Origin of the sequence: Rhizobium ruizarguesonis, assembly GCF_012349115.1 — a bacterium.
GTDB classification, from domain to species: Bacteria; Pseudomonadota; Alphaproteobacteria; order Rhizobiales; family Rhizobiaceae; genus Rhizobium; species Rhizobium ruizarguesonis.
The window spans coordinates 52,825-76,442 of record NZ_PQIG01000057.1; the positions used below are offsets into that span (position 1 = coordinate 52,825).

17 protein-coding genes are annotated in these 23,618 nt (G+C 61.9%); 10 read left to right on the plus strand and 7 right to left on the minus strand.

Features of this window, described 5'->3' with window-relative positions:
• Nucleotides 1-4 precede the first annotated feature (4 nt).
• Nucleotides 5-886 carry a phosphotransferase family protein gene (locus tag C3Y91_RS06360; RefSeq protein WP_130681425.1) on the minus strand — a complete coding sequence of 294 codons (882 nt, stop codon included), beginning with the start codon at nt 884-886 and terminating at the stop codon, nt 5-7.
• Between the two features lie 302 nt (nt 887-1,188).
• On the opposite strand from C3Y91_RS06360, the gene C3Y91_RS06365 reads away from it, so the two are divergent.
• The 6 genes from C3Y91_RS06365 to C3Y91_RS06390 all read left to right on the plus strand — a co-directional run bounded on the left by C3Y91_RS06365 (nt 1,189) and on the right by C3Y91_RS06390 (nt 8,682).
• A complete protein-coding gene (locus C3Y91_RS06365; protein ID WP_168575156.1) occupies nt 1,189-2,496 on the plus strand; it encodes an efflux RND transporter periplasmic adaptor subunit in 1,308 nt (435 codons plus the stop codon).
• Complete coding sequence (locus C3Y91_RS06370) at nt 2,493-5,609, plus strand: efflux RND transporter permease subunit (protein WP_130664352.1); 3,117 nt, start codon at nt 2,493-2,495, stop codon at nt 5,607-5,609. Before C3Y91_RS06365 ends, C3Y91_RS06370 begins: the two co-directional genes overlap by 4 nt.
• A 229-nt stretch (nt 5,610-5,838) precedes the next feature.
• Nucleotides 5,839-7,131: an Hsp70 family protein gene (locus C3Y91_RS06375; RefSeq protein WP_075224856.1), complete on the plus strand. Its 1,293-nt coding sequence runs from the start codon at nt 5,839-5,841 to the stop codon at nt 7,129-7,131.
• Nucleotides 7,132-7,199: 68 nt separating this feature from the next.
• A complete protein-coding gene (locus C3Y91_RS06380; protein ID WP_024322871.1) occupies nt 7,200-8,102 on the plus strand; it encodes a uracil-DNA glycosylase in 903 nt (300 codons plus the stop codon).
• 131 nt (nt 8,103-8,233) lie between these two features.
• Nucleotides 8,234-8,425, plus strand: coding sequence for a hypothetical protein (locus C3Y91_RS06385; RefSeq protein ID WP_003546802.1), 192 nt, complete (start codon nt 8,234-8,236; stop codon nt 8,423-8,425).
• Nucleotides 8,426-8,523: 98 nt separating this feature from the next.
• Complete coding sequence (locus C3Y91_RS06390; protein ID WP_165410320.1) at nt 8,524-8,682, plus strand: hypothetical protein; 159 nt, start codon at nt 8,524-8,526, stop codon at nt 8,680-8,682.
• On the opposite strand, the gene C3Y91_RS06395 is transcribed toward C3Y91_RS06390, so the two are convergent.
• Nucleotides 8,683-9,555, minus strand: a complete 873-nt coding sequence (locus C3Y91_RS06395; RefSeq protein WP_024322870.1) for a hypothetical protein — start codon at nt 9,553-9,555, stop codon at nt 8,683-8,685.
• A 242-nt stretch (nt 9,556-9,797) separates the two neighbouring features.
• Complete coding sequence (locus C3Y91_RS06400; RefSeq protein WP_130664351.1) at nt 9,798-10,736, minus strand: DMT family transporter; 939 nt, start codon at nt 10,734-10,736, stop codon at nt 9,798-9,800.
• Between C3Y91_RS06400 and C3Y91_RS06405 the strand changes: the two genes are divergently transcribed.
• The 4 genes from C3Y91_RS06405 to C3Y91_RS06420 all read left to right on the plus strand — a co-directional run bounded on the left by C3Y91_RS06405 (nt 10,735) and on the right by C3Y91_RS06420 (nt 17,527).
• The gene (locus C3Y91_RS06405) at nt 10,735-10,992 is read left to right on the plus strand and encodes a hypothetical protein (RefSeq protein ID WP_029768235.1); all 258 of its coding nucleotides are present in this window, start codon (nt 10,735-10,737) and stop codon (nt 10,990-10,992) included. The genes C3Y91_RS06400 and C3Y91_RS06405 overlap by 2 nt on opposite strands.
• 89 nt (nt 10,993-11,081) lie before the next feature.
• Nucleotides 11,082-12,188 carry a methyl-accepting chemotaxis protein gene (locus C3Y91_RS38380; RefSeq protein WP_029768234.1) on the plus strand — a complete coding sequence of 369 codons (1,107 nt, stop codon included), beginning with the start codon at nt 11,082-11,084 and terminating at the stop codon, nt 12,186-12,188.
• 188 nt (nt 12,189-12,376) lie between these two features.
• Nucleotides 12,377-15,025, plus strand: coding sequence for an aminopeptidase N (pepN, locus tag C3Y91_RS06415; protein ID WP_130800670.1), 2,649 nt, complete (start codon nt 12,377-12,379; stop codon nt 15,023-15,025).
• 192 nt (nt 15,026-15,217) lie between these two features.
• Nucleotides 15,218-17,527, plus strand: coding sequence for a PAS domain-containing sensor histidine kinase (locus tag C3Y91_RS06420; RefSeq protein ID WP_130664350.1), 2,310 nt, complete (start codon nt 15,218-15,220; stop codon nt 17,525-17,527).
• A 24-nt stretch (nt 17,528-17,551) separates the two neighbouring features.
• Here C3Y91_RS06420 and C3Y91_RS06425 read toward each other — a convergent pair whose 3' ends face one another.
• The 4 genes from C3Y91_RS06425 to C3Y91_RS06440 all read right to left on the minus strand — a co-directional run bounded on the left by C3Y91_RS06425 (nt 17,552) and on the right by C3Y91_RS06440 (nt 23,558).
• Complete coding sequence (locus tag C3Y91_RS06425) at nt 17,552-18,202, minus strand: glutathione S-transferase family protein (RefSeq protein WP_024322864.1); 651 nt, start codon at nt 18,200-18,202, stop codon at nt 17,552-17,554.
• 103 nt (nt 18,203-18,305) lie between these two features.
• Nucleotides 18,306-21,263, minus strand: a complete 2,958-nt coding sequence (locus C3Y91_RS06430; protein ID WP_130691164.1) for a bifunctional [glutamine synthetase] adenylyltransferase/[glutamine synthetase]-adenylyl-L-tyrosine phosphorylase — start codon at nt 21,261-21,263, stop codon at nt 18,306-18,308.
• 133 nt (nt 21,264-21,396) lie between these two features.
• Entirely contained in the window at nt 21,397-22,806 is a 1,410-nt protein-coding gene (locus C3Y91_RS06435) for a sensor histidine kinase (protein ID WP_018070975.1), read from the minus strand.
• The gene (locus C3Y91_RS06440; RefSeq protein WP_018482543.1) at nt 22,803-23,558 is read right to left on the minus strand and encodes a response regulator transcription factor; all 756 of its coding nucleotides are present in this window, start codon (nt 23,556-23,558) and stop codon (nt 22,803-22,805) included. Before C3Y91_RS06440 ends, C3Y91_RS06435 begins: the two co-directional genes overlap by 4 nt.
• Nucleotides 23,559-23,618: the final 60 nt, after the last annotated feature.

The following is a 23,618-nucleotide window of genomic DNA, read 5'->3' on the forward strand; positions in this document are numbered from 1 at the left end:
TTTTTTAAGCAATGCGGGCCGCTGCGGCGGCCCACGTTGCAATGCTGTGGATCTTCGACTCGATGTAAGCCGGATCATCCGCAAGTTCGGCGAGTTCGGAAAGCCGATGGAATCCCGTCAGGACTGCAATGCGCCGCCGGTCGAGCCTGCGTCCAGTCAGCATTTCATAGGCCGATATGATGCGGGCGGTCAGATCGGGCGAAATGAAATTCGAGTAGATGAATTCCTGATGCAGCGGGCCAAAGCCTGAATCGGCGAAATCATAAATGCCGTTCAGCCTCCTTTGCGCATGATCGAAGGCCATGTTCCAGCCATGACCGTCGAAGAAGCCGTAGATGTTGCCGTAAGGGTCCGGCGGCAAGGCTTCGAAATCTGAAATAATGGCCTGCGCAAAGCTCCTGATGTCAGGCGGCAGCAGCGGCAAAGCCTTTATTCGCACCGTATCGGGCGATTGCCATGGCTGGATCGTTCCTGCACCGGCCGACCGTATGCGATCGACATCGAGCACATGCAACTCGGCGTAAAAACGCGCGAGATCTTCCGCGAGGCGCTGACGATCGCTTTCGCCAAGCGCATCGTAATCTTCGGCAATGAGATGTTCGCCCTCGAGCTTGGCATGGCTGGAGAAGATCGGCGGCCCGTCGTGAATGCGCATGTCGGGAACCGCCATCGACAGCGACGGTCGAACAATGTCGAGCAAGGCGGCTTCCTTCACAAGCGCTCTTTCCGCGCCGAGATTGCGGGGAAACTTGAAGATCAGCGTGTCATCGACGTCGACGGCAAGCGAATCCCAGCCCCTCGCCGCCAGCTTGAAGACGGAGGCCGTGAGTTCAGGAAATATGCTTGTTATGAGAGAGCGAAATTCGCTGGTGTCCAACTCGGTCATGACGACCTGCCTTCTTGGTTTTCCCGTGTTCTTCCCGCGCGCTGAACGGCAGGCGGATCGACATCGCCCTCTGCCGAACCGCTTGCGTCTCTGCCGCCAAACGGCATTGGGTAACACTGACGCTATATTAGTATAGTTTGAATATTACGGAATATTCATTACAAAAATTTAAGCCGTTATAACCACTTAGTGATCACACCCCGGGAATTATGTCTTTTTTGCGCCGCAATATAAGTGGCTCAATCGGGGCATAATATTCGCAACATTGCTCCCGCAACCTTGCCCAAAGACCGGTCTCGCCCATGAAGAAATTTTGGATCACCGTCAGCGTTATCGCAGTTGCCGCCGTCGGCGTCTGGCAATTCGGGAATATGGTCCCTTATGCCTCCCGCATTCCCTACCTCTCGCAGTTCACCAAGCAGCCGGAAGCCAGCAATGGCGGCGGGCAGCAGGCGCAGGCCGATCAGGTGCAGGCCAATCAGGCGCAGGATGGTGGGCAGCATCAGGGCGGCGGGCGCAGACGCGGCGGCGGCCCAACCGTCGTCAAGACTGTTGCAGCCGTGAAAACGACGCTGCCGATGGATGTGACGGCGACCGGCTGGGCCGATGCCGATGACAATACGACCATTGCCGCGCAGGAACAGGGTCTGATCGTCAGCATCGATGCCGAGGACGGAGCGACGGTTAAAGCCGGCGACCTGATCGCCAAGCTGGACGACCGGACGGCCAAGGCGACCGTCGACAAGGACAACGCGATGATCGTGCGCGACACGGCAACCCTTTCGGAAGCCGCGACCGCATTGACCCGCGCGCAAGACCTCTTCGACCAGAAGGCCGGCACCCAGCAGACCCTCGACCAGGCCGTAGCCGCCCGCGATACCGCCGCGGCCACGGTGGAAGCCGACAAGGCGTCCCTTGCCTCCGATCAGATCATACTTGAGCACACCGACATCCGCGCTCCCTTCGACGGCCGGCTCGGCGATATCGCCATCAGCAAGGGCGCTTTCCTCAATGCCGGCGCGGCGATCGTCACCATCGCGAAATACGATCCGATCTATGTGAAATTCCACCTGCAGGAGCGCTACCTGCGTGAGCTGAAGAAAGCCCTGGCGGCCGGCCCGGTCGAGGTCAGCACTTCTCCCGATTCCACCAAGGGCGAAGTTCGCAAGGGCGAAATCAGCTTCTACGACAACACGGTCGATACGGCCTCGGGCACGATCCTTGCCAAGGCGAAATTCGAGAATGCCTCCGGTGCGCTCTGGCCCGGCCAGTCGGTCAATATCGTCGTGCATTTCAACAATGACGAACAGCAGGTGGTGGTGCCGACGGTTGCCGTCAGTCCCGGCCCGGAGGGTTTCTTCGCCTTCGTCGCCAGGGACGGCAAATCGCATCTGACGGCCGTCACCGTTGCCCGCGCAAATGGCGGCTTCACCGCCATAGAATCGGGTCTTCAGGCAGGCGATCACGTCGTCGTCGAGGGCCAGGGCCAGCTCAGCGACCAGCAGGCGATCAACGAGCAGTTCGACGAAAAGGCGCTTGATGTCGCCTCCGCCGAAGAGCCTCGGCAACAGCAGCCCTCCGAGACAATCGCGGTGGGAGCTCAGCAATGATCCCGAATTTCTGTATCCAGCGCCCCGTCGCGACGACGCTGCTTGCGATCGGCGTCATTCTGGCCGGTCTTGCCGGTTATCAGCTCGTACCGGTCGCAGCGCTACCGCAGGTCGACTTTCCCACCATCAACGTTTCGGCGCAGTTGAGCGGTGCCTCGCCGCAGACAATGGCGACCTCGGTTTCGACGCCGCTGATCAAGCAGTTCGAGACCATTCCCGGGATCACCGAAATCAGCGCCTCCAGTTCGCTCGGCAGCACCAGCATCGTGCTGCAGTTCGACCTCAGTCGTAATATCGATGCGGCCGCAGCCGACGTGCAGGCCGCGATTTCGCATGCCACCCGGCAACTGCCCGACAATCTGACGACGCCGCCGAGCTATCGCAAGACGAACCCCGCCGATGCGCCTGTCATGCTGCTCTCGGTGCAGAGCAACACCATGCCGCGCAGCAAGCTTGACGACATCGCCGAGAACATCATCTCGCCGTCGCTTTCGACGCTTCCCGGCGTTGCCCAGGTCAGCGTCTACGGTGCGCAGACCTATGCCGTGCGCGTCGAGGTCGATCCCAACAAGCTTTTGACCCGCGGCATCGGCATCGACACCGTCAACAAGGCGCTTGCTGCCGCCAACAGCCAGCAGCCTGTGGGAACGCTGCAGAACAATTCGCAGAGCATGACCATCACGGCGAACACGCAGCGCACCAGCGCCGAACAATTCCGTTCGCTCGTCATTGCCAATCCGAACGGCGCGCCGATCCACCTCGGCGATATTGCCGACGTACAGGACAGTGTTGAGAACCAATATACCGGCAGCTGGTATGACGGCCAACGCGGCATCATCCTCGCCATCCAGCGCCAGCCGGACGCCAACACGGTCGATGTCGTCGATGCTATCAACGCCAAGCTGCCGCAGCTTCACGCTGAAATTCCGCCCTCGGTCAACACGGTCGTCATGAACGACGCCGCAAAGCCGATTCGCGATGCCATCTCCGATGTGAAGTTCACGCTGCTCCTGACGATCGGCCTCGTCGTTCTCGTCATCTACCTCTTTACCGGCCATGCCACAGCAACGATCATTCCCGGGCTTGCCGTTCCGCTGTCGCTGATCTCGACCTTCGGGATGATGTATGTGCTGGGCTATAGTATCGACAACATCTCGCTGCTCGGGCTGACGCTCGCGGTGGGGCTCGTGGTGGATGACGCTATCGTCATGCTCGAAAACATCCTGCGCCATGTCGAAGAAGGCATGCCGGTGCGGGAAGCGGCGATCAAGGGTGCGGGCGAAGTCAGCTACACCATTATTTCCATGTCGGTTTCGCTGATCGCGGTGTTCATCCCGATCCTGCTGATGGGCGGTGTCGTCGGCCGCGTGTTCAACGAATTCGGCATGGTGGTTGCGATCGCGATCATCTCCTCGGCAATCGTCTCGCTGACCGTCACGCCGATGCTCGCCTCGCGTCTGTCCAACCACCAGAGCCGCCCGCCGCTCATCATCCGCATTTTCGATGCCGGCTTCGAGCGGACGCTGCGCGGCTATGACAGGGCGGTCGGCTGGTGCCTTCAGCATCGCGTCATAATCCTCGGCGTTTTTCTCGGCTCGGTGGCGCTGACGATCTATTTCTTCATGGTGCTGCCGACGAGCTTCTTCCCACAGGAGGATATCGGCCGCCTGACAATCAGCACGCAAGCCCGGCAGGACATTTCCTATTCCGCGATGTCGGCGCTGCAGCAGCAGGCGGCAGCCGTCGTGAAAGCGAACCCGGCAGTCAACCATGTGATGTCGACGATCGGCGGCAACCCCAACAAGCCGCAGAACAACGGCTCGATGTTCGTCGAACTCAAGGACAAGAAACAGCGTGCGCCGCTTGACCAGACGCTGCGCGAGCTGCGCACGGCGATCAACAAGATCCCAGGCTTACAAGCCTTCGTGACGCCGAACCAAAGCCTGCGCTTCGGCGGCCGCCAGACCGCCAGCCAATATCAGTTGGTCGTGCAGGCGCTGAACGTCGACCAGACCAACCTCTGGTCCGGCAAGATCCAGGCAGCGATGCGCAAGGATCGTCTCTTCACCGACGTGACGTCGGACGCCCAGAACAACGCCCTGCAGGCCAATATCGTCATCGATACCGAGCGGGCAGCCGCCTACGGGATCGACAACGACACGCTGCGCACGACGCTACAGGAATCCTTCAGCGGATATTCCGCTGCGGAAATCCAGTCGACCGGCGACAGCTACGACGTTATCGTCGAATACGACACGAGCAAGCCCTGGGATGACCAGAAGCTCTCGGAAATCCGTGTCGCATCGGCCAATGGCAGCCTGGTGCCGCTTTCGAACTTCGCGCATGTCGAGCGCACTGTCGGCCCTGTGACCATCAACCAGACGGGCCAGCTCGTCTCGACCACCGTTTCCTTCAACCTGCCGGAGGGCGTATCGCTCAGCGACGCGACGGCCAGGATTGATCAGATCAAGACGGAACTCAGCATGCCGGCCGACGTCTTCACGTCCTATGGCGGTACGGCTGAGATTTTCGAGCAGTCGCAGGGCAATACGCCTTATCTGATCCTGGCGGCGGTGCTGACCATCTATGTCGTGCTCGGCGTGCTCTATGAAAGCTTCATCCATCCGCTCACCATCCTGTCCGGCCTTCCGGCCGCGGCATTCGGTGCGCTGTTGGCGCTTGATATCATGGGCTTTGACCTATCGATCATCGCCCTTATCGGCCTCTTGATGCTGATCGGCATCGTCAAGAAGAACGCGATCATGATGATCGACGTGGCGGTGGAGACCATGCGCACGACCGGCGAAAAGGCGACGGTAGCGATCCACGAGGCCTGCGTGCGACGCTTCCGGCCGATCATGATGACGACCTTCTGCGCCCTGCTCGGCGCCTTGCCGATCGCGCTCGGCACCGGCGCAAGTTCGGAACTGCGCCAGCCGCTCGGCATCGCCGTCGTCGGCGGCCTGATCGTCTCGCAGATGCTGACGCTCTTCATCACCCCGGTCATCTTCGTCGAGATGGACCGCTTCGGAAACTTCCTCGGCCGCCTGATCGGCCACAAGAAGGTTGAGGAGCCAGAGCTGGAAGAGGCAAGGGCGATGGCCGCCGAGTAACGGCGGTCTGCAAGCCTCGGCTCTGCTGATTTGCCTGGAGACTTGCCTCTTCTCTCAAGCTTGGAGAAGAGGCAACAGCAGCATGTCAGCGAGGATATGGACCTTCAAATCCTCTTGAATGTGTCACGCCCCTGTGGCATCACGCGCCCTCCTGAATCCGGGCGCTCCTGCGCCCTTTCGCGGAGCGATGCTCCGTCTCCAATAACAATCGGCATGAAGAGGTGCGGGCATGGCTCAGGCGCTGGGTTTCGACTTCGGCACGACGAATACGGTTCTCGCCATGGCGGATGGTGGGGCGACCCGCTCGATGGCGTTCACGAGCACGACGGGTACCGCCGACAGCATGCGCACGGCGCTTTCCTTCATGAAGGATGCCCAGCTCGGCGCGTCAGCACTGAAGGTGGAAGCCGGCCATGCGGCGATCCGCCAATTCATCGACAATCCCGGCGAATGCCGCTTTCTGCAGTCGATCAAGACCTTTGCGGCGAGCGCGCTGTTCCAGGGCACGCTGATCTTTGCCAAGCGGCATAATTTCGAGGATCTGATGGAGGTCTTCGTGCGGCGCCTGCGCAACTACGCCGGCGACAACTGGCCTTCGGACGTCAGCCGCATCGTCACCGGCCGGCCGGTGCATTTTGCCGGCGCCAGCCCCGATCCGGCGCTGGCAACCGAACGCTACAATGCGGCGCTGTCGCGCTTCGGTTTTCCCGAGATCCACTATGTCTATGAGCCGGTCGCCGCCGCCTTCTACTTCGCGCAGAACCTGAAGCGGGATGCCACCGTGCTGGTCGCGGATTTCGGCGGCGGCACGACCGACTATTCGCTGATCCGCTTCGAAACCGTCGCCGGCAAGCTGACGGCAACGCCGATCGGCCATTCCGGTGTCGGCGTCGCCGGCGACCATTTCGACTACAGGATGATCGACAACATCGTCGCGCCGCTGATCGGCAAGGGCAGCCATTTCAAAAGCTTCGACAAGATTCTCGAAGTGCCGTCCAACTACTATTCCAGCTTCGGCCGCTGGAACCAGCTGTCGATCTTCAAGACGACGCGCGAATTCGAGGATCTGAAGAAGCTGGTGCGCACCAGCCTAGAGCCGGAAAAGCTCGAAATCTTCATCGACCTCATCGACCATGACGAGGGCTATCCGCTCTATCAGGCGGTGTCGGCGACGAAGATGGCGCTGTCGGCTTCGGAGGAAGCGTCTTTCGATTTCGCGCCGCTTGGTCGCGGTGGACATCGCAGCATCAAGCGGAGCGATTTCGAAGGCTGGATCGCCGACGATCTCGCCCGCATCGAAGGCGCGCTCGACGACGTGCTCGACAAGACCGAGACGAAGCCTGCGGAGATCGACAAGGTGTTCTTGACCGGCGGCACCTCCTTCGTGCCGGCGGTGCGCCGCATCTTCACGGAACGCTTCGAGCACGACCGGATCGAAAGCGGCGGCGAACTGTTGTCGATCGCCCATGGTCTGGCGCTGATCGGCGAACGCGACGACATCGCACAATGGACTGTGCAATAGCGCCGACAAGGGCGGGCAATCTGCCGCCCGCCCTTTCAATGCCCCTGTCACTCCGCTAGACTTGCCGCATGATCTCCGCCAACGACCTTTCCCCCGCCGAGCTTGCAGCGCTTCTGCATTTCCATGCGGATGCCGGCGTGGAATGGCTGCTGGAGGAAGAGGCGATCGACCGCTTCGCCGAGTTCGAGGCGATGAAGGCCGCCCGCCGCCCGGCGGCGGCGCAGGCGCAGCAGCAACATCCTGCCGCTGGGGAACGCCCTGCCCCAGGTCAGGCACCGCCGCGTCCGAATGCAGCGACGCGCCCAGCGCCTGCCGAACGCGCAGCGTCCGGTCCGCAGCCGGCAATCCCGGACGGCGAGGCGGTGCAGCAGGCGCGCTTCGTCGCCGAAACTGCGCGATCGCTTGTCGAACTCAAGACCGCGATTGAAGCCTTCAGCAGCTGCAACCTCAAGCACAGCGCCCGCTCGACCATCTTTGCCAGCGGCGATGCCGAAAGCGGGATCATGGTGATCGGCTCGGCGCCGAGCGCCGAAGACGATCGCGAAGGCATGCCCTTCTCGGGGAAATCCGGCCAGCTGTTCGACAAGATGCTGGCGGCGATCGGGCTGAAGCGCTCAGCCATTCTGCTGACGCAGGTCATCCCCTGGCGCCCGCCTGGCAATCGCGCGCCCTCGGCGGCGGAAATGGACATCTGCCGACCCTTCATCGAGCGGCAGATCGCGCTTGCCGAACCGAAGGCGATCCTGCTGCTCGGCAATTTTTCGGCGCGTTTCTTCTTCGGCGAAAACGATACGATTCACGGCCTGCGCGGCCGCTGGAAGGAGATTGCCGTTGCAGACTGTGTCATTCCTGCCATAGCCAGCCTGCATCCGCAGGATCTGTTAACCGCACCTGTAAACAAGCGGCTGGCTTGGAACGACCTGCTCGCCTTTCAAGCGAAGCTTAAGTCCCTCTCTTTGCTTAGAAATTAGCCAAAGTTGAATAATTTGTGAATCAATCCATGCGTTTTTCGCATGGCTGCATCCCGCCGTGATGCATTGCGGAATCTATGCTGCATCGCAATATCAGCTGTGTCTTGGGAGGAATCACAGGAACCAAGGCCATGAACAAGCGTTTTCGTCCTATCCATAGCGGGTTTGAAACCCTTCGCCTCGCCGGCGACCAGGTTCGTTCCACTCAAGGCTACAGCCGTTTCGGCTTTGCCACGAACGAACAGATGATTGCCCGCGGCACCGGCATCAACAGCCGTACGGCGCGCCCGAACGCGATTTTCTCCGACTTCCAGCAATATTGAGCAGGAATTCAACGTGTCGCAGCGTCCTTTGCGCGTCTTAAAAAGACGCGCAGCGCTGTAAGCGCTTCGCCTACCCTTCGTATCAAGAGTGCCCCAACATGTCGACGATCCTGATATCGCTTCTGCGCAACATCGAAACCTTCGAGCATATCCGCGTTGCCGTCTGTGCTGCGCGGGAATATGAGCGTGAGCTTTCGGTCAAGCCGGCCGACGCCGGATGCCGCATTGGCGCAGGCACTGCGGCAATCGTTCTCTGATCAAATTGCCATTTCCTCGATTTGGGCCTTTGCCCATTCGAAGGCCTCGTCGACATAGGCGAACTTGACCGCCTGCCAGGCGCAATATTCCTCGACGAAATCCCGCGATATCCAAAGATGCGTCTTGCGCGGCTCGTCATACCAGCCGACGCAGCCGCGTTGCGCCGCCTTTGCCAGCAGCCGCTGCAGATGAGTGCGCGACATCATGAAATCAGCAGCAAGCGCGCGAGTTTCGACGCGGCCGACGGACAATCTCCCCGGCTCGCTGCTTTCCATATCCATCCGGGCGATGAAATTGTCGACGACGAGGCCGCCGGCCTCCGTCCAGAGGAACAGCGCCACCTGTTCCGGCGGTTCGCGCCAAGCGGCATCTTCGAGGCAATGGCGGGCAATGCGCGGCTGAATGAGCCGCATCAGTGATGGATTTGCCTGGAAAAAGGCTGCCCTTTGACCGCCGTCGAGCAGGTCGAGTGCACCGAGATTGGAGAAAAGCCAGGCAAACATCCCCTGATGGCTGACATCGGCCGGTTCGAAATGACGAGGTCGCCGCCGCTCGTCGCCGGGCGTGTGGGTTATGAAGCGGTAGGTATAGAGTTCCTCGATGAAGGCGAGCACGGTGTTGCGGCTCGCCACCTTGTGCGCGGTGATGCGCCCCGTCAACCGCACGGCGGTGAAACCCGACGTCGGGTCGCGCGGATCATATTCCAGATGGAGAGCATAGGCAGTCTGGGTCAGAAGCCAGCGTTGATGCGAGGCAAGCAGTCGCGCCAGCCGCGGACCGGCGTCGAACATGCCGCGCATCTGCCCAGCCAAAAAGCGAATGCTCATCAGAAAGGAAGAGTTCCCCACCAATTGCTCCGCTGTGAATGCCATTATGCTTTTCTCCACCTCCGCTCGCCGGCCGGCGTTCGGAGCAACGACACCCAGAGCTCCTCCGGCATCAGCGGCCATTCAGACATGCACAGCTTGGAATAAATGATACTCTCTCATGTTCAACAACCATATTCCTCAGGTCCGCGATATCCCAAGAATTCGCCATTCTTTTCACTCGTTGAGAGCAAGTTTCAAGCCACCGCAATCTTCGCGTTAAAACCGATATTGCGCGCTGGCGGGCGTCAGGCTTGCGGCGTCGTGGCCTTGCGCGCCTCCCTCTGTTCGATGCCCAGCTGATGCTCGCGATAGATGATGAAGATGCCGGCGGCGACGACGATGGCGGTGCCGATCAGCATGGTCACGCTCGGCACGTCGCCGAAGACGAAGTAGGCAACGATGCCACCGAGCAGGATCGAGGTATATTCGAACGGCGCGATGGTGGAGACATCGGCATGGCGGTAACTTTCCGTCAGCAGAATCTGCGCGACGCCGCCGCAGAAACCGGCCGCGATCAGGCAGAGCGCTGTCGGCCATGGCAGGATGAGCCAGCCGAAGGGAAGAGAAGCCAGCGAAAAGACCGAGGCGGTGATCGAGAAATACAGCACGATCGTCGCCGTCTTCTCCTCTTCGACGAGGCGGCGCACCTGGATCATCGCCATGCCGCCGAGAACGGCCGAGAACAGCACGCAGAGCGCGCCGACGGCCTGCTCCGCCTCCATGCCGCCGTCGCGAAACAGCGTCAGTTTCGGCCAGGACACGATGGCAACGCCGACGATGCCGACGAGGACGGCGCTCCAGCGATAGATGCGCACGGTCTCACCGAGAAAAACGGCAGCGAAGATGACGGCGACGAGCGGCAACGCGTAGCCGAGCGCGATCGCCTCCGGCAGCGGCAGATGCAGCAGGCCGTAGAAACCGAAAGCCATCGACAAGATGCCGATCGTGCCGCGCCTGAGGTGACCGATTGGATTGGCCGTGTAGAAGGCGGCGCGCAGCTGCCTGTTATAGGCGAGATAGGCCATGATCGGGAAAAGCGCGAAGAACGACCTGCAGAAGGTGACCTGACCTGGCGGGATGTCTGAGCCGGCCAGCTTGATGAAGGTCTGCATGGCCAGGAAGACCACGACCGACGAGACTTTCAGCGCAATGCCTCTCATCGGGTTTCTGAGAACCGAGTGCATGATCCTGGCTCTTAATACTGCTCAAGCGGAATGGGGGGACGCGTTCGACTCGGGAACGCAGCGGGTGACGTCTTCCATCGTAGCGAAAGAAAAAACCGATTGGCGAAAAAATCGCGAGCAAGGCGGGAGAATCGCAAATCGCCTTTCAGCCGCGGGCTCAATCGTGCCGTATGTGCGCCACAGCTCCGAAATCACCCTCTTTTCAGCCATTCCCCCTAAAATGTTCACCTCTGACTGCTCGGCGTTAACCAATTGAAAACCATAGGCAAGCATCGTTTTTATCGCTGATTTCGAAATTTTCTTCACCACGCAAACAATTGCCCGCTCCTCCCAGGATCCCATTTGATGAAGCCGCTTAGCGCCGAAACCATCGCCCAGTCGCAGAATGCGACACCGCGGTCCATGCGCGTCGTCACCGACGGCATCAGCACCGACCTCGAGCGCTTCAGCGCCGACAACACCCATATCGTCAAGCAGATCAAGCTGCTGGCGATCAATGCGCTGATCGAGGCAGCCAGAGCCGGCGAGACCGGAAAGGGCTTTGCCGTCGTTGCCAACGAAGTGCAGCGGCTGGCGCAGATCGCAACCGACATTACCGGCAGGTTCGAGTGCAACGTGCTCGGCCGCATCGGCCTCAGCCGCGCCATGGCCGATTCGCTGGTCGAAGAGATGGAGGGCGTTCGCCTCACCGATCTGGCACAGACGCTGGTGCAGCTCATCGTCCGCAATCTCTTCGAGCGCACGGCCGATGTGCGCTGGTGGGCAACGGACCCGTCACTCTGGCAGGCGCTGCAGAACCCGAGCCGGGAAACCGCCGCCTTTGCAGCGGAGCGTCTCGGCGCCATCAACCGCTTCTACACCGTCTATCTCGATCTCGTCATGACCGATCTGTCGGGCAAAGTGGTCGCATCCGCCAATCCCAAGTTCCAGCGCAAGCTCGTAGGCACGAGCCTTGCCGGCGATCCGTGGTTCCGCGCAGCGTCGGCCTGCTCCTCCGGCGACGCTTATATCGTCGACGACGTCAAATCGAGCCCGCTGCACGACAACAGGCATGCGCTCGTTTACGCCACAGGCATCCGCAAAGAGGGCAAGCTCGACGGGCGGCTGGTCGGCACGCTCGGCGTCTATTTCGACTGGCAGAACCAGGGCCAGGCGATCGTCGAGAAAGAGGCGAACCTGCCGCCGCAGCTGGCGGAAAGAACGACTGTCATGCTGCTCGACGGCAAGAGCCGGGTCATCGCCACCACCAATCCCGCCTTGCTGTTTTCCCATTTCGCGCTCGCCAATCCGTCCGGCCAGGCGAAAGGCAGTTACTACGACAATAACGGTTCGATCGTCGCCTTCGCGCGCACTCTCGGCTACGAGGATTACGACGGGCTCGGCTGGTACGGCGTCGTCGTGCAGCAGACCGAAAACGACGCGACGATCAAGGCCGCACTCAATCTGAAGTAGAGGACTTCCCCCGTCAGCTGCGTCCATCCGTATCCAATAAGATATTTTGCCCGCGAACTTGGTGTTCGCGGGCAATTTGCTTTAAGTTTAGTTCAGACTTTAATGTAATCATGCCCGGCAAAATTTATGGCAGAGTGCGCCCGCCTCTGTATTCCGCGGTTGTCCAATAACGGTCTTCAGGAAACACCATGCGAACAGATACCGGCCAGGTCATTCATCTGGCAGATTACCGTCCCACCGACTTCGTGCTGGAACGCGTGGACCTCACTTTCGAACTCGACCCGACGGAGACAAAGGTCGAGGCGCGTCTCATTTTTCATCGTCGCCCGGGCGCCGATCCGGCGGCGCCGATCGTTCTCGACGGCGACGAACTGACGCTGTCGGGGCTTCTGTTAGACCAGGTGGAGCCGGACCCTTCACGCTATGACGCAACCCCGGAAAGCCTGACGGTGCGCGACCTGCCGGAGAGCGCCCCCTTCGAGCTGACGCTCACCACCGTCATCAACCCCGAGGCCAATACCAAGCTGATGGGCCTTTACCGCACCGGCGGCATCTACTGCACGCAGTGCGAGGCGGAGGGCTTCCGCCGCATCACCTATTTCCCGGACCGGCCCGACGTGCTTGCGCCCTTCACGGTCAACATCATCGCCGACAAGGACGCCAACCCACTGCTTTTGTCGAACGGCAACTTCCTCGGCGGCGCCGGCTACGGCCCCGGCAAGCATTTCGCCGCCTGGTTCGACCCGCATCCGAAGCCGAGCTACCTCTTCGCGCTCGTCGCTGGCGATCTCGGCGTCGTCGAAGACACGTTCACGACCATGTCCGGCCGCGAGGTGGTGCTGAAAATCTATGTCGAGCACGGCAAGGAACCGCGCGCAGCCTATGCCATGGACGCGCTGAAACGCTCGATGAAATGGGACGAAGAGAGGTTCGGGCGCGAATACGATCTCGATATTTTCATGATCGTCGCCGTCTCCGACTTCAACATGGGCGCGATGGAGAACAAGGGCCTCAACGTCTTCAATGACAAATACGTCCTTGCCGACCCGGAAATCGCGACCGATGCAGACTATGCCAATATCGAAGCGATCATCGCGCATGAATATTTCCACAACTGGACCGGCAACCGCATCACCTGCCGCGACTGGTTCCAGCTGTGCCTCAAGGAAGGCCTGACGGTCTATCGCGACCACGAATTCTCTTCCGACCAGCGCTCGCGCGCCGTCAAACGCATTGCCGAAGTGCGCCACCTGAAATCGGAGCAGTTCCCGGAAGACGGCGGCCCGCTCGCCCATCCGGTGCGGCCGACGAAATATCGCGAGATCAATAATTTCTACACGACGACCGTCTACGAAAAGGGCAGCGAAGTCACGCGCATGATCGCGACGCTGCTCGGCAAGGACGGCTTCAAGAAAGGCATGGACCTCTATTTCGACCGCCATGACGGCCAGGCCGTGACGATCGAGGATTTCGTCAAATGCTTCGAGGATGCAAGCGGGCGCGATTTGACGCAATTCTCGCTCTGGTACCATCAGGCCGGCACGCCGCTCGTCACCGCATCGGGCAGCTATGATGCGGCGGCCGACACCTTCACCCTGTCGCTCGAACAGATGATCCCGGCAACGCCCGGCCAGCCGAGCAAGGAGCCGATGCATATTCCGCTCAGCCTCGCGCTGTTTGGCGAAAACGGCGGCAAGATCGAGCCGACCTCGGTCGACGGCGCGGAATATATCGGCGAGGTGCTGCATCTCACAGGCCGCACCCAGACGGCGATCTTCCATGGCATCGCCTCGCGGCCGGTCGTTTCGATCAACCGCGGCTTCTCGGCGCCGATCAACCTGCATTTCGACCAGAGCCCGGCCGATCTCGCTCTTCTCGCCCGCCATGAGACCAATCATTTCGCCCGCTGGCAGGCGCTGACCGATCTGGCGCTGCCGAACCTCTTGAAAGCGGCACGCGACGCCCGCGAGGGCAAGCCTGTCGTCTGCGAGGCAACCTTCATCGAGACGCTGATCGCAGCCGCCGCCGACGGGGCCCTCGAGCCTGCCTTCCGTGCCCAGGCGCTGGCTCTGCCGAGCGAATCCGATATCGCCCGCGAACTTGGCGGTAACAACGATCCCGATGCCATCCATGCCGGCCGGCAGGCGATCCTGAAACAGATCGCCGATGCCGGAAAGGATGTCTTTGCCGGCCTCTACGCAGCGATGACGACATCAGGCGATTTCAGCCCGGATGCGAAGAGCGCCGGACTGCGCGCACTGCGCAATACCGCCCTCACCTACCTCTCGCATGCCGAGCAGACGCCGGCCCGCGCCAAGGCCGCCTTCGATGCGGCCAACAACATGACCGATCTCAGCCATGCGCTGACGATCCTCGCCCATCGTTTCCCCGACAGCGCGGAGACCAGCGAAGCGCTGGCAAGTTTCCGCGACCGCTTCGCGGAGAACGCGCTCGTCATCGACAAATGGTTCGCGATCCAGGCCGGCATTCCGGGCGCCAAAACCCTGGAACGGATCCGCGCCCTGATGAACGATCCGCTCTTCAAGCGGACCAATCCGAACCGGATGCGGGCGCTGGTCGGCACCTTCGCCTTTGCCAATCCGACCGGCTTCGGCCGCGCCGACGGCGAAGGCTACCGCTTCCTCGCCGATCAGATTCTCGATATCGACGAGCGCAACCCGCAGCTTGCCGCCCGCATTCTCACCTCGATGCGCTCCTGGCGCTCGCTCGAACCGACACGTGCCGATCGCGCCCGCTCGGCGCTGATCGAGATCGAGCGGGCCGCCGATCTTTCGACCGACGTGCGCGATATCGTCGAGCGCACGCTTAAAGGGTAATTTGATTCGACCGGCCGTCCCGAAAAATTCGGCGGCCGGTCGCCCAGCGCCCCGAATCACCTGGAAAAACCCGAAATTATAAATAGTTAACGGATTTTTACCTTTGCCTCTGGACAAGGCGAATCACCCATGATTCTCTAGGTCAGGTTCGAGCGAGCGGCGCGCGAATCACATGAGGGACAAGGCGAAGAGATGATGGACGTGCGGCGGGCAACCGTGGCCGGAGGACGGCTGCGTGTCGATTTTGACGGGCTGAAAGCCTGGCGCGACAGCCTTTCGGGCCATGCGACATCGGAACCACTTCTCCGCTATCTGCCGAAGGCCGAGCTCGTCTTGAAGCGGGCCATTCCGGCACTGATCGTCGCATTCCTCTCCGTCGTCGCCGCCTCGCATTTCTTCGGCATGATGAGCGAATATGGGCGCCTGGAGGCCTCTGCGCGCCATGCCACGGCCCTTTCGGCGGCGACCGCCTCTGCGGTGTTTGCCGATGCGGCCGACATCTTCGACCGCGGCGATATCGCAGGCGCGCAGGCCCGCCTCGCCCAATTCCTGCCGCAGGACCGGCTGGACAGCGGCGCCTTCGTGCTGCTCGTGCAGGCAAGCGGTAAGGTTTTTGCCGCGACCACCGCCGGTCTTTCGCATGTGGGCACCAATGTCGGCGATTTCTTCCCCGAGGTTTCGGCGATCCGGCGTTTCGGCGATCGCGCCGGCGTCATCGAGACGACGATCGGCGGCGTACCGCATTATGCCGAGATCACGCTGATGGGCAATGCCGGCGGTTATATCGTCGCCGCCACCTCGCTCGACGAGATCGGCCGGCTCTGGCGCGAGGAACTGGCGCTCAACGTCACGCTGTTTGCCGGCATCTCCTCGATCCTGCTCGTCATCCTCTATGCCTATTACACGCAGGTGAAGCGCGCCCGCGATGCCGACGACATCTTCCTGGAATCGAACCTGCGCGTCGAGACGGCGCTGTCGCGTGGCCGCTGCGGCCTCTGGGACTTCGACTTCGAGAACCGCGAATTCTTCTGGTCGCGTTCGATGTACGACATGCTTGGCCTGCCGGGTTCGGACAAGACGATGGGCTTCGGCGAAGCCGCCCGGCTGATGCATCCCGATGATGGCGGGCTCTACGAGATCGCGCGCGCCATCGGCAAGGGCGCTTCCGGCCAGGTCGATCAGATCTTCCGCATGCGCCATGCCAGCGGCCACTATGTCTGGATGCGGGCGCGTGCTCAGGTGATCCGCAGCAATTCCGGCCGCATGCACCTGATCGGCATCGCCATGGACGTGACCGAACAGCATCGGCTCGCCCAGCGTTACGCAGAAGCCGACCAGCGCCTGGCCGACGCCATCGAATGCACCTCGGAAGCCTTCGTGCTCTGGGACAAGAACGATCGGCTCGTCATGTGCAACACGCATTTCCAGCAGGCTTATGGCCTGCCGGACAGCGTACTCGTGCCCGGCACCGAGCGCTCGACCGTCAATGCGGCGGCCGCCCGTCCTGTCATCGAGCGGCGGATTTCCGATGCGGACGGCTCCGGCTATTCGCGTACGACGGAAGTGCAGCTTGCCGACGAGCGCTGGCTGCAGATCAACGAGCGACGCACCCGCGACGGCGGCAAGGTCTCGGTGGGAACTGACATCACGTTGATGAAACGTCATCAGGAGCGGCTGCGCGAATCCGAACGCCGACTGATGGCGACAATCGGCGATCTTTCCGCCTCACGCCAGACGCTGGAGACCCAGAAATCCGAGCTGTCGACGGCCAACGCCAACTACCAGGCGGAGAAGGAACGCGCCGAGGCCGCCAACAAGGCGAAATCGGAATTCCTCGCCAACATGTCGCACGAGCTGCGCACGCCGCTCAACGCCATCCTCGGCTTCTCGGAGATCCTGCAGAACCAGATGTTCGGCCCGCTCGGCTCGCTGAAATATGACGAATATGCCCGCGATATCCATGACAGCGGCAAACATCTGCTCAACGTCATCAACGATATCCTCGACATGTCGAAGATCGAGGCGGGCCATGTCAGGCTGCACTGCGAGCGCATCGACCTCGTACCGCTGATCGAGGAAAGCCTGCGCTTCACCGCCATGCCCGCAGCTGAAAAGAACATCGTCATCGAACAGCGCATCTGCTCCGGCCTGACGCTGATGGCCGACCGCCGGGCAATGAAACAGGTGCTGCTCAACCTGCTCTCCAATGCGGTGAAGTTCACCGACAATGGCGGACGCATTGCGTTGCGTACACGCCGCGTCGACGGCGCCGTCTTCGTCACCATTGCCGACACCGGCATCGGCATTCCACGCTCGGCGCTGTCGAAGATCGGCCAGCCCTTCGAGCAGGTGCAGAGCCAGTATGCCAAGAGCAAGGGCGGCTCCGGCCTCGGGCTCGCCATCTCCCGCTCACTGACCTCGCTGCACGGCGGCCGCATGAAGATCCGCTCACGCGAAGCGGTCGGCACGGTGATCTCGCTGCGCATCCCCGACGATATCTAGGCCAGGACCAGAGTCGACCTTTTTTCAGTCGGTCGACGCGGTGGTGAAAACCGCCAATTGAGCGGCGAAAGCACGCTTGTAGGCGGGCCGCGCTTCGCCGCGGGCGACATAGGCGGAGAGGTTCGAATATTCCTCCAGGATAGCAGATCCTTTCAACCTGAGCAGCACCGACACCATTAGCAGGTCACCGGCGCTGAACGCACCGTCGAGCCAGTCGGCGTCGCCAAGGCGACGGGAGAGGTCGCTCAACCGTTTCCGGATGCTGCCCTCGAGGGCAGAAAGGCGCTGGTCGTACCAAGGCTTGTCGCGCTCGAGGATCATGACGAGAGCACGGTCGAAGATCGGTGGTTCCATCGTGTTGAGCGCGGCAAACATCCATGTGAGCGCGCGCGCCCGGGCATTCGCATCGTCCGGCAGCAGGCCTGCATGGCGCTCGCCGATATGGAAGACGATGGCCCCGGACTCGAACAAAGCGAGCTCGCCTTCTTCATAGGTCGGGATCTGCCCGAAAGGCTGCAGCGCCAGATGCGCCGGTTCCTTCATCTCTTTGAACGAAACAAGACGAACGTCGTAAGGCTGGCCAACCTCTTCGAGCGCCCAGCGAACGCGCATGTCGCGCGCCAGACCCCTGCCGCGATCGGGCGACCGTTCAAAAGCGGTAATGGTAATTGTCATTGGTGTTCTCCATCGCTTGCCTGTCCTGAAGACGATTGGCTAAACGAGATTCCGACAGGCGATGCTCGCGATAATCCTCGCGGTCGTTCCATCTGATGTGAGATCAGGCTTTCACGACATTCAGGAATATTTTCCGAACCGCTTTCGAAAGCCGCTTTACCTCCCCTTCCAGCGTCTTGATGTCAGGGCAGTCGCCGGCGCGGCAGACGAGTTCGACGAGGCCCGCCGGTGCGTCCTTCGGATCGAACAGGCCGTCGATGGAGAGGCGGATCAGTTGCGAAAGGCCGGTATAAAGCGTGAAGGCCTCGAGGCATATGTCGAGATCGACGGTTGCCATCAGCCGGTCGCCCAGCACCTTCAGGGCTTCGCCGGTGCTCATCCCATTGACGGCAATGCCGACGCCCCTGGTCGGCGCGATCAGCGCCAGGTACTGGGCGATGAATTCGAGATCGATGACGCCGCCGGGGATCAGCTTCAGGTCCCACGGGCCGGATGGCGGTTTTTCCTTGTCGATCAGTTCGCGCATTTCGGCGACGTCATGCGCCACCTTGGCAATATCGCGATCGGCCGACAGCACCTCCCGGACGATCAGTTCCGCCTCGGCGATCAAGCTCTCATTGCCGCAGATCAGCCGCGCGCGGCTGAGCGCCATATGCTCCCAGGTCCATGCTTCTTCGCGCTGGTACTTGCCGAAGGCGTTGATGCGGGTGGCGACCGGCCCCTTGTTGCCGGATGGGCGCAGCCGCATGTCGACCTCATAGAGCACACCTTCGGCGGTCGGCGCCGACAAGGCGGCCATCAGCCTCTGGGTGATGCGGGTGAAGTAACGCGTCGCGTCGAGCGGCTTCGGCCCATCGGATTCGGAGGCCGCGTCGTCATAATCATAGAGCAGGATCAGATCGATGTCGGAACCGGCCGTCAGCTCGAAACTGCCGAGCTTGCCCATGCCGGCGACCGCGATGCGCCCGCCGGGATAATCGCCGTGTGCTGCCCGCATCTCGCTCACCACGGCATCGAGTGCCGCCGCAATGACGAGGTCGGCGAGATGCGTGAAGGCGCGTGCGGCCATCACGCCGTTGATCGCACCGGTGAGCAGGCGGATGCCGATCAGGAAGCGCTGCTCGGCGGCGAAGATGCGCAGCCGGTCGAGCACCTCTTCATAGTGGCGGGCCTGGGCAAGCGAGCCCTTCAGCCGCTCGCCGAGATAATCGCGCGTCGGCAGCTCGGCCATCAGGCCGGGATCGAGCATGCCGTCGAAGACATGCGGCTTGGCGGCAATCACCTCGGCAAGCCGGGGTGCTGAGGACATGATGTTGACGATCAGCGACAGCAGCGCCGGGTTGCTGCCGAGCAGCGAGAAGAGCTGGATGCCGGAGGGAAGGCCGGAGATGAAGCTGTCGAAGCGCAGCAGCGCCTCGTCGGCGCGCTTGCTTTCGCCGAAGACCCGCAGGAGTTCCGGCGCCAGCTCCGTCAGCCTTTCACGCGCTTCAACCGATTGCGTTGCGCGGTAGCGGCCATAGTGCCAGGTGCGGATGATGCGGGAAATGTCGGACGGCCTGGTAAAACCGAGTTTCTTCAGCGTCTCCAGCGTGTCCGGGTCATCGCCCTGGCCGGTAAAGACGAGGTTGCCGGTGTCGGTGGAAAGCCTGCTCTCCTGTTCGAAGAGGTGAGCATAACGCCGCTCGACCGTCTTCAGCACGCCGACCAGCCGTTCAGAGAAGCTCGGCGTGTCGGAAAATCCCATCATGAAGGCGATGCGCTTCAGGTCGGCATCCGTCTCCGGCAGCAGGTGGGTCTGCTCGTCGCGCACCATCTGGATGCGATGCTCGACATCGCGCAGGAACCAGTAGGCCTCCGTCAGTTCGTCGCGGGTTTCCGCGTCGATCCATTTCGCCTTGGTGAGTTCTCCGAGCGTTTCCTCCGTCGCCCGGCCGCGCAAGGCCGGCATGCGGCCGCCGGCGATCAGCTGCTGGGTCTGGACGAAGAATTCGATCTCGCGAATACCGCCGCGGCCGAGCTTGACGTTATGACCCTTGACCGCGATGGCGCCGTGGCCCTTATGCGCATGGATCTGCCGCTTGATCGAATGGATATCGGCAATCGCCGCGTAATCGAGATATTTGCGGAAGACGAAAGGGGCAAGGCCGCGCAGGAAATCGCCGCCCGCCGTAAGGTCGCCGGCAACGGCGCGCGCCTTGATGAAGGCCGCCCGCTCCCAGTTCTGGCCCCTGCCCTCGTAATAGATCATCGCCGCATCGACCGGGATCGCCAGCGGCGTCGAACCGGGATCGGGGCGCAATCTGAGATCGGTGCGGAAGACGTAGCCGTCGGCTGTGCGCTCCTGCAGGATGCGCACCAGCCGGCGCATCATCCTCGGGAAGATCTCGATCGCGTCATCGGGGTCAGGCACGATGCCAGCCTGTTCGTCGAAGACGACGACGAGGTCGATATCGGAGGAGTAGTTGAGTTCGGATGCGCCGAGTTTGCCCATGCCGAGCACGATCAGCCCGGAGCCGTCACTCGGTGCTGCCAGATCCCGCAGCCGCAGCTTTCCACCCTCATGCGCCGCCAGCAGCAGATGGTCGATCGCGGCGGCAACCGAAGCTTCGGCAAGCTCGCTCAGCCAGGCTGTCGTCGCCCGGCCGTCGAAGATGCGCGCAAGATCGGCAAGTGCGACGAGGAATGCCACCTTGCGCTTGATGATGCGCAGCCTGCTCATCACCACGGATTCCGAAGGCGCCGCCCCCTCGCCGTCCCGTTGCCAGCAGCGCCGCGCCTCGGCGACCAGCGCCTCGATCTGCGGCTCCAGCGGTTCGGTGATGGCGCCGGCGAGGATGGCGGGATCGAGATTGACAATTTCGCGCAGATAAGGCGACAGTGTCAGCACGGCGGCAATGAAATCGCGAAGCGGGCCTTCCGTCTTCAGCATCGCAGCCACCGACGGCTCACTCCTGCCGGCCTCCTGAAGGTCGGCCAGCGCCAGCTTCAACTCCGTCTGGTTCAGCGGACGCAGCAGCCCTTCGGCGACATCCTTCAGGCCATGCGTCGATTTCGTCAGCATACGCTCTCCCTGCTTTCGCGCCTCAGGAGCGGTCCCGCAGAATCGCGGGAACGCCTCCTTCAACCGGCATTAAACTAGGGTCTCGGCGGAAAACCGCCAATACGCGATTCAGCCGATCATCGGCATCGAACCATCAGGCAGCCTTGGCCGGGAAGATCATGCTGACGGTCAATCCGCGCTGTTCCGGCTTATCAGGATCGGTATCGGAGAGTTCCAACCGGCCATTGTGCAGCTCCATCACCGCTTCCACCAGCGAAAGCCCGAGCCCCGTCCCGGGCTTCGACCGGCTTTCATCGAGGCGGACGAAGCGCTTCACCACGTCGTCTCGCCGGTCGGCCGGAACGCCCGGTCCGTAGTCGGCCACGGAAAGGCAGATGCCGTCCGGGCGGCGGGCGAGTTTCAGCGACACTTTGCCCGCGCCTTCGGTATCGGCGGAATATTTGATGGCATTGTCGAGCAGGTTGAAGATCGCCTGGCCGATCAGCTCGCGATTGCCCTGCACCTCGACATCCGGTTCGATGCTGGAGCTCAGGCCGAGCCCGGCCTCCTCCGCCGCCGGTTCGTAAAGCTCGGCGCTATCGGAGACGATGGCCGAAAGCTCGACTGGCGACATTTCAGCCGCGACCGATCCGGCCTCGACGCGGGAGATCATCAACAGCGCGTTGAAGGTGCGGATCAGCTGATCCGATTCGGAAATGATGCCTTCGAGCGCGGTGCGCCGCGTCTCGCCGTCGGCGATATCGAGCGCATCGGCCGCCTTGTTGCGCAGCCGCGTCAGCGGCGTCTTGAGATCATGGGCGATGTTGTCGGAGACCTGCCGCAGGCCCTCGTTCAGCTTCTCGATGCGCTCCAGCATGGTATTCAAAGACATCGACAAGCGGTCGAATTCATCGCCCGATCCGCCCACCGGCAGGCGCTGCGACAGATCGCCGGCCATGATCTTCTTGCTGGCATCCGACATGCGGTCGATGCGTTTCAGCGCGTTGCGGCCGATGGCGAACCAGATGATGATCGCGCCAAGCCCCATGATCGCCAGGGCCACCATCAGCGCCTGGCGCACCAGCAGACGGAAACGCTCGGGGTCGCCGAGGTCGCGGCCGATCAGGATTCTGAGGCCATTGTCGAGCACGAAGATATTGGCGATCGCCCTATGGCGGCGCTCGACGCCGCTGTCGGTATAACGCTGGTAGCCGAAGGGCGCGGAAGTCCAGCCGATCTCCTCGAAGACACCCGGCTGCACCGAGGCGACGTTGCCGGCGAGAATATCGCCCGAGGGGCCGGCGATGATGTAGAGGTTGGCACCCGGCTGTCGGGCACGCCGCTCCATCGTGCGCAGCAGAAGGTTCATGCCGCCGGTGTCGTAGGCGCGCTGCACCTGCTCCACCTCCTGCCTGACGGCGTCGCGGATCTGGCCCGTCAGCAGCCGCTCCGACATCGCCGTCACATAGAAGACGAGCGTCGCGGCGCAGATGGCGAAAAGCAGGATGTAGAGTGCCGAAAGGCGGACTGCAGTGGACTTGAAGAGAACCTTGAAACGGCTCATCCCTCATCCTTGATCATATACCCCGCGCCGCGAATGGTCTTCAGGAGCGGCTGGCTGTAGTCCTTTTCGATCTTCGAACGCAGGCGCGAGACATGAACGTCGATGACGTTGGTCTGCGGGTCGAAGTGATAGTCCCAGACGTTTTCGAGCAGCATGGTGCGGGTCACCACCTGGCCGGCATTCTTCATCAGATATTCGAGCAGGCGGAATTCGCGCGGCTGCAGCAGGATCTCCTTGCCGCCGCGGCGCACCTCGTGGGAGAGCCGGTCGAGTTCGAGATCGCCGACGCGATAGACGACGTCCTGATCCGGCGTGCCCTTGCGGCGGCCGAGCACCTCGACGCGCGCCAGCAACTCGCTGAAGGCATAGGGCTTCGGCAGGTAGTCGTCGCCGCCGGCACGAAGACCGGTCACGCGGTCATCGACCTGGCCGAGCGCGGAGAGGATGAGGACCGGCGTATGGATGGCCTTGCGGCGCAACTCGCTGATGACGGAAAGCCCGTCGCGGCGCGGCAGCATGCGGTCGATGACGATGACGTCGTAGGTATTTTCCGACCCCATGAACAGGCCGCTCTCGCCGTCGCTGGCGTGATCGGCGACGATGCCCGCCTCGCGAAAGGCTTTCGTGAGGTAGACCGCGGCTTCGAGATCATCTTCGATGATGAGAATCTTCATGCGGCCGACATTACCCACCAGCTGCGTTTCGGCAAGGCTCAAAGCATCTTCCTGCGGGGCGGCGCTCATCGCGATCATCCTTCAAAGGTCAGAAGAATCGAGCCGCGCGGACTTTCGTCCGCACGGCTCCAAGTTGTC

Bases quoted from the DNA above. Each gene is read 5' to 3' on its own strand.
- C3Y91_RS06360 (WP_130681425.1), bottom strand. From the start codon at position 886: ATGACCGAGTTGGACACCAGCGAATTTCGCTCTCTCATAACAAGCATA.
- C3Y91_RS06365 (WP_168575156.1), top strand. From the start codon at position 1,189: ATGAAGAAATTTTGGATCACCGTCAGCGTTATCGCAGTTGCCGCCGTC.
- C3Y91_RS06370 (WP_130664352.1), top strand. From the start codon at position 2,493: ATGATCCCGAATTTCTGTATCCAGCGCCCCGTCGCGACGACGCTGCTT.
- C3Y91_RS06375 (WP_075224856.1), top strand. From the start codon at position 5,839: ATGGCTCAGGCGCTGGGTTTCGACTTCGGCACGACGAATACGGTTCTC.
- C3Y91_RS06380 (WP_024322871.1), top strand. From the start codon at position 7,200: ATGATCTCCGCCAACGACCTTTCCCCCGCCGAGCTTGCAGCGCTTCTG.
- C3Y91_RS06385 (WP_003546802.1), top strand. From the start codon at position 8,234: ATGAACAAGCGTTTTCGTCCTATCCATAGCGGGTTTGAAACCCTTCGC.
- C3Y91_RS06390 (WP_165410320.1), top strand. From the start codon at position 8,524: ATGTCGACGATCCTGATATCGCTTCTGCGCAACATCGAAACCTTCGAG.
- C3Y91_RS06395 (WP_024322870.1), bottom strand. From the start codon at position 9,555: ATGGCATTCACAGCGGAGCAATTGGTGGGGAACTCTTCCTTTCTGATG.
- C3Y91_RS06405 (WP_029768235.1), top strand. From the start codon at position 10,735: ATGATCCTGGCTCTTAATACTGCTCAAGCGGAATGGGGGGACGCGTTC.
- C3Y91_RS06400 (WP_130664351.1), bottom strand. From the start codon at position 10,736: ATGCACTCGGTTCTCAGAAACCCGATGAGAGGCATTGCGCTGAAAGTC.
- C3Y91_RS38380 (WP_029768234.1), top strand. From the start codon at position 11,082: ATGAAGCCGCTTAGCGCCGAAACCATCGCCCAGTCGCAGAATGCGACA.
- pepN (WP_130800670.1), top strand. From the start codon at position 12,377: ATGCGAACAGATACCGGCCAGGTCATTCATCTGGCAGATTACCGTCCC.
- C3Y91_RS06420 (WP_130664350.1), top strand. From the start codon at position 15,218: ATGATGGACGTGCGGCGGGCAACCGTGGCCGGAGGACGGCTGCGTGTC.
- C3Y91_RS06425 (WP_024322864.1), bottom strand. From the start codon at position 18,202: ATGACAATTACCATTACCGCTTTTGAACGGTCGCCCGATCGCGGCAGG.
- C3Y91_RS06430 (WP_130691164.1), bottom strand. From the start codon at position 21,263: ATGCTGACGAAATCGACGCATGGCCTGAAGGATGTCGCCGAAGGGCTG.
- C3Y91_RS06435 (WP_018070975.1), bottom strand. From the start codon at position 22,806: ATGAGCCGTTTCAAGGTTCTCTTCAAGTCCACTGCAGTCCGCCTTTCG.
- C3Y91_RS06440 (WP_018482543.1), bottom strand. From the start codon at position 23,558: ATGATCGCGATGAGCGCCGCCCCGCAGGAAGATGCTTTGAGCCTTGCC.